This is a genomic window from Amycolatopsis sp. 505 (genome assembly GCF_031625235.1).
In the GTDB taxonomy this organism is placed as follows: domain Bacteria; phylum Actinomycetota; class Actinomycetes; order Mycobacteriales; family Pseudonocardiaceae; genus Amycolatopsis.
In genome coordinates, this window is sequence record NZ_JACKQP010000043.1 from 1 (window position 1) to 286 (window position 286).

At 74.8% G+C, this 286-nt stretch carries 1 protein-coding gene; it reads left to right on the forward strand.

All coding sequences use genetic code 11. The annotated features are described in order from the left end of the window. Positions 1-286, forward strand: a 286-nt coding sequence (locus H5965_RS46060) for a maleylpyruvate isomerase N-terminal domain-containing protein (protein ID WP_310977652.1), incomplete at both ends; no start/stop codon positions are given.

Below are 286 nucleotides of genomic sequence, written 5' to 3' on the forward strand. Positions count from 1 at the left end.
CCGTCACGATCGACGACCCGCCGACGTTCGAGGCCCTCGGCGGCTGGCTGCACGACGGCGCGGACCGGCTGGTCGCCGCCGTGGCCGAGGTCGGTGCCGAGACCCCGACGTCGACGTGGACCCCCGATCGGCGCGCCGGGTTCTGGACGCGGCGGCTGACCCACGAGACGGTCGTCCACCGCGCGGACGCCGCCTTCGCGACATGCAGGCCGTACGACGTCGACGCCGACCTCGCCGCGGACGGCATCTCCGAGGGCCTGGGACTCGTGGCCGTCTTCGCACGTCA